The following is a 5,015-nucleotide window of genomic DNA, read 5'->3' on the forward strand; positions in this document are numbered from 1 at the left end:
CCCATTCCGAACCCGGAAGCTAAGACCCACAGCGCCGATGGTACTGCACCCGGGAGGGTGTGGGAGAGTAGGTCACCGCCGGACAACCATTAAAAAGGGTCGAGAGCCCCAACCAGAACCTGGTTGGGGCTCTCCCGCATTTAACCACCGTCAGCGCTTCAGCTACTCTTCACGCCCGTGCTCGCGGTCCCGCCGAGGCTCGATTCGGCGTTGACGGCGGTAACTTGCTTGGCCGGTCCGGGCTTGACCGTGAGGCTCCAGGCTCCTGAAGCGTTCGCTTGCACGGTGCCTAAGCGCGTCGCGGCACGGCCCGGGGTCGCGTCGTACAGCACGATGGTGGCCGAGGTTGCCGCCGTCGAGCCTGTGAACTTGGAGGTTCCGGCGAAAGCCATATCTTTCTTCAACCGGTGCCGGGCGGTGGTGATGGTCACGACGTCCTTCTGTCCTACAGGCGGTGCAGCAGCGGGAGCAGGGGCGGCCGGCGCCGTGGCCGGTGTGGAGGTTGCCGGCGTTGCCACCTCTGTTGGCTGGGTGGTCTGTGGTGCCTGCACTTGCGCCGCCCCTTGCGCCGCTGCGGGCTGGCCGATCAGGTGCGGCCGGGCGGCCTCGATCGGATGGTTGGGATCCGGATCGTTCGGGTTGTAGCCAACGCTGAACTGCCCCATCATGTCGTGGTCCTCGTGAGGCAGGTTATGGCAGTGGATCATGTACCTGCCGCGGTTGTGCTCGAACTTCATGAGCAGCCGGACCGTTTCCCCTTCACCGACGTAAACCACGTCCTTCGGTCCACGTTCGTACGGGAACGGTGCAGCCCCGTTGCGGCTGAGGATCTGGAAGTCCACAAGGTGGATGTGGACCGGATGGAACCATCCGCCTGAGCTGTTTTCAATTTCCCAAATCTCCACATCGTTGAGGTCCGGATCGGCGAGGACCTTCTTGTAGCCGCTCTCGATCACCTCCTCCCACGTCATGCCGCCGATGGTCCAGATGCCGTTGTCCCTCTTCACACGCATGCGCCGGGTTTTCACGGAGTCTGACGTCGCGAGGCTCATGGTCCCGCTGGGCGCCAGCAGGGTGGGCATCACCCTGGCGGCGGGCCCGGAAGCGTCCACCGGTTCATCCGTGACGTCGAACGCCATGACCCTGTTGGTGAAGTCGTAGTCCACATTGTTCTTGTTGGACAGATTGCGCAGTTCCACCCGCTTGCCGGCCGGATACTTCGAAAAGTCGATAAGCACCTCGTAGCGCTCAGCACCTGCCTGCCGCCACGACGTCACCTGCTGGGCCGCCGGCATCAGTCCTCCGTCGGTGCCAACCACCGTCACCGGATCCCCGGTGCTCAATGAAAAACGGTACGAACGGGAGATGGATGCGTTCAGGACGCGGAAGCGGTAGATCCGCCGCTGGACCTTCATCACCGGCCACGGAGCCCCGTTGACGAGGACGACGTCGCCCCAGAGGCCCGAGTGAGTGTTGTCGTTGTAGGCCAGGGACCCGTTCTTGGCGAACATGGCGTCGGAGACGGTCAGCGGCACGTCGAACTTGCCCTGCGGGAGGAGGCTGCTCTCTGCCGCGTCGTGGAGATGGTACTGCCCGGCCAGGCCGGAGTAGACGCTCTGGGCGGTGTTATGGACAGCATGGTCGTGATACCAAAGGGTTCGCGCCGGCTGGAAGTTGGGGTATTCGTAGTCCTTGCAGAGGCCGAGCCCGGTCAGGTCATTGGCGTACCCGTCGAATTGGGGGAGCGACGCTGAACCGTGCAGGTGGGTGGACGTATCCAGCCGGTACCCCCACTGCGGGTGGAACATCGGCAGGACGTTGTCCATTTCCAGAGTGATGCGTTCGCCCTGGTTTACCTTGATGGTGGGACCGGGGAACGTTCCGTTGTAGCCCAGAATGGGAGTGGTGAGGCCCGGCACGATGCTGACCAGGCCCACCTTCTGTTCGATGTGGTACGCGTGCTTGGTGTGGCCGTCCGCGTCGATGTAGGTTCTCTTGGGCCGGAGTACCTGCGGGACGCTCAGTTCGCGCTGGTACGGCTTGGGCATGTTGCGGGGGTCCAGCTGGCTTGCAGACTTGGCGTTCACCGAAGTCAGGGGCACGGCCAGGCCCAAGGCACCGATGATCCCCACTCCACCTATTTGCAATGCCTGACGGCGTGAAACTGACACAACTACCTCCGGCTTTTTGAAAATCCAATTGATTTAGTTAGAGGGTGTAGTACCTACCCTGCGGAAACCTTGAGTGAAACCGGGTTGTTGGCGGCCATCTTGGGTGGCCGCCCGCCGGCGTCCTGCCGGCCCTGATCCATCAGGAGTCAGAGGACAGGACGAGGTCCTGCACAGGTTCCTGGGCGGCCCGGTTGCCGGTGCCCGCGGCCGGGCGCCGGAGCGCCCCGAAGAGTACCGCCAGAGCCGCCACGGAGAGCGCGCCGGCAGCAATAATCCACATGGCAATGCCTGCCGGCTCCGCTACCGCCAGTACCGGCTGATCCCACGGCTGGCCCACAGTGATCAGCCATTCCTGACGCCGCGAATCGGGCAGCTGGTCTGCCTGTTGGGCGAGGGCCCAGCCATGCACGCCGTAGAGCGCGGCCACCGCACCAATGGTCACTAGCGTCGAAGCCAGTGACGAACCGGAAGCGGTGGCGGCCCGTGCCAGGGAGGCGGTGAAAAGGCATCCGGACAGTAATGCCAAAAGGGCCATCGCCTGGTATCCGAATTGGGTGCGTGAGGAGTACTCCAGTAGCGGCGTGTAGTACAGGGCAGCCAGGACGGCCGCCAGGCCGGCCGCGGTGACGTACGGCGCCGACGTGGTGCCCAGAACCGGACGCAGCCCGAGGGAAAGAGCTTCTGCGCCGCCCATGGTGCCGTCCTGCCTGGGCACAGCGGCCATCCTGGCCAGCGTCAGCGGGGCGGCGGGAACCAGCAGAAGCGGAACGACGGCGATGAGAAGCATTTGGGTTAGGACGTGCGCGCTGATCAGATACTCCTGGTAAACGCGGAGACCGCCGTTGGTGACCAGGAACAGCAGCGTGACTCCAACAAGCCACAGACTGGCTCGGTAGGCAGGCCAGTGCCCGCCCTGCATCCGAACCCGACGCATTCCGGCCCCATACAGGAAAACGGCAAGGACGCAGAGGAAAATCCACAGGGGGTCGGGCTTCCAGCTGCTGACTATGTCCGCAAAACCCGGAACCCGCAGGGACACCTGGGCGGGCGCGGCCTGTGAGGCCGTTGGTGGCGGCGTACGCGCCAGGGCGGCCGCCAGGCCTGAAGCGGTAGCCATGACGGCAAGCTCGGCCACAGCCAGCCTCGTGAAGGCGGTCCGCCCCTTTCCGGGGACGGACTCCAACTTTGTGAGGATCCACATACGGTGCAGCGCCCCAATTACACCAAGTACGGCCAGAACGGCCGTCTTGGCCAAGAGAATCAGGCCGTACTGCGAGGCCAGCCCCTCAACTGTTCCGATGCTCGCCAGGCCAGCCGCCACACCTGAGATTGCCAAGGCAAAGAAGGACAGCAGCGCCAGCGTCGAATAACGCCGGACCACGGCCAGCAACTCCGTTCCCAGCGTCCGCCGCAGCAGGATGAGGGCGGCCAGGCCGCCGATCCAGACGGCTGCCGAGCCCATGTGCATCACCACCGCAACCGTACTGTCGGCATGGCCGGCGCCACCGGCGGCATGGGAGTTCAGTGCCAGCGGTACAAGCCCCGTGGAAGCCAATAGGACAGTGACCGCAACTGCCCGGTGACTCTGGACACCAAAGCACAGGAGGGCCGCTGTTGCCGTGATCAAGACTGTCAGGGCACTTCGCCGGCCGGCGTCCACGTCCGTCAGGAAGCTGACGAAGATGGATCCTGATCCTTCTGAAAACAGCGGCAGGTTAGCCAGGGAGTGGAACGTCAGGACACTGATCGCGGCTGCGGCCGCTGTCCAGAGCACGGCAGAAATGCCCGCAAGACCAAGTGCCCGCGAGAAGGCTTTGCCTTTCGATGGCAGGGCAAAGAGTGCCAGGACCAGTGGCCCTATAGTGCCGGCCGCCGCGACGTTGAAAACAAGCTTGGAAGCAGGAAGCCCCCAGATGACCGCTGCGCCGGTCCGGTCGAGGAAGGCTGCTTCCTTGCCGGCCTCGGTGGAGTAGGCAACGACCAGTGCCAGTAGCCCGCAACCCAGAATTAGGGCAGCAGCGGCCACCGACTTTGTCCGTGAATTCTTCATGGTTCCCCCTCGGCGGATGCTGTCGGGGCCAGTCTTCCCACACCTCCTTGGATTTTCCCTGTGGGCTTGCGCGGTCCACACACCGCCCCAAAGCGCCGGGACTGTCCCGGTCCGCAAGTGAATGCTTGGCACACACCCCTGTGAGGATGCACACGCCGGCCTGTGGAAGGCCCCCAGCGTTAGTGGCTGGCACCGGCTCTCACCTAGAATTGCTAGAGATATGCGGACACCGGATGCTTCACCACGGGTCGCGCAGGACAACCAAACACGGACAAGAGCGGCTGCACATCGCGCCAGTGGTCGGCTCACTACAGGAGGAATCCACCATGGCTGAGCACAAGGGCGGCGGATACCGCGGCGGAAATGACCGGGGCGACTCGGGGAGCAACCGGGGACGGCAGGGGGGCCCGTTTAGGGGGACCAACAATTCTGGCGGGGATCCGCGTGGCTTCCGCGCCCGTGAGGGCGAGGGTGAACGTCGCGGTTCTGGCGGCGGCGAGCGTAAGCCGTTCGGTGATCGGGACCGTAAGCCGTTTGGTGATCGTCCGCGTCGTGAGGGTGAGGGTGACCGCCGCGGTTTTGGCGGTGGCGAGCGTAAGCCGTTTGGTGATCGGGACCGTAAGCCGTTTGGTGACCGTCCGCGCCGTGAGGGTGAGGGTGAACGCACCAGCTTTGGTGATCGTCCGCGTCGTGAGGGTGAGGGTGACCGCCGCGGTTTTGGCGGTGGCGAGCGTAAGCCGTTTGGTGATCGGGACCGTAAGCCGTTCGGTGACCGTCCGCGTCGTGAGGGTGAG

General features: G+C 64.3%; 3 protein-coding genes and 1 rRNA gene. 1 reads left to right on the top strand and 3 read right to left on the bottom strand.

All coding sequences use genetic code 11. The features are described 5' to 3' along the window. Positions 1–84: ribosomal RNA gene (gene rrf, locus AC1DFE_RS23690) — 5S ribosomal RNA — on the top strand; the annotation flags it as partial. 74 nt (positions 85–158) lie between these two features. Here rrf and AC1DFE_RS23695 read toward each other — a convergent pair. From AC1DFE_RS23695 to AC1DFE_RS23705, 3 genes are all read right to left on the bottom strand, one after another. Next, complete coding sequence (locus tag AC1DFE_RS23695) at positions 159–2,171, bottom strand: multicopper oxidase family protein (RefSeq protein ID WP_476908274.1); 2,013 nt, start codon at positions 2,169–2,171, stop codon at positions 159–161. Positions 2,172–2,310: 139 nt separating this feature from the next. Beyond that, positions 2,311–4,221: a bifunctional copper resistance protein CopD/cytochrome c oxidase assembly protein gene (locus AC1DFE_RS23700; protein WP_476908275.1), complete on the bottom strand. Its 1,911-nt coding sequence runs from the start codon at positions 4,219–4,221 to the stop codon at positions 2,311–2,313. A 308-nt stretch (positions 4,222–4,529) separates the two neighbouring features. Further along, the coding region (locus tag AC1DFE_RS23705) for a hypothetical protein (protein ID WP_476908276.1) at positions 4,530–5,015 on the bottom strand (486 nt) is incomplete at its 5' end.

The sequence above is a fragment of the Arthrobacter sp. 05T423 genome (genome assembly GCF_056396245.1).

Bases quoted from the DNA above. Each gene is read 5' to 3' on its own strand.
- AC1DFE_RS23700 (WP_476908275.1), bottom strand. From the start codon at position 4,221: ATGAAGAATTCACGGACAAAGTCGGTGGCCGCTGCTGCCCTAATTCTG.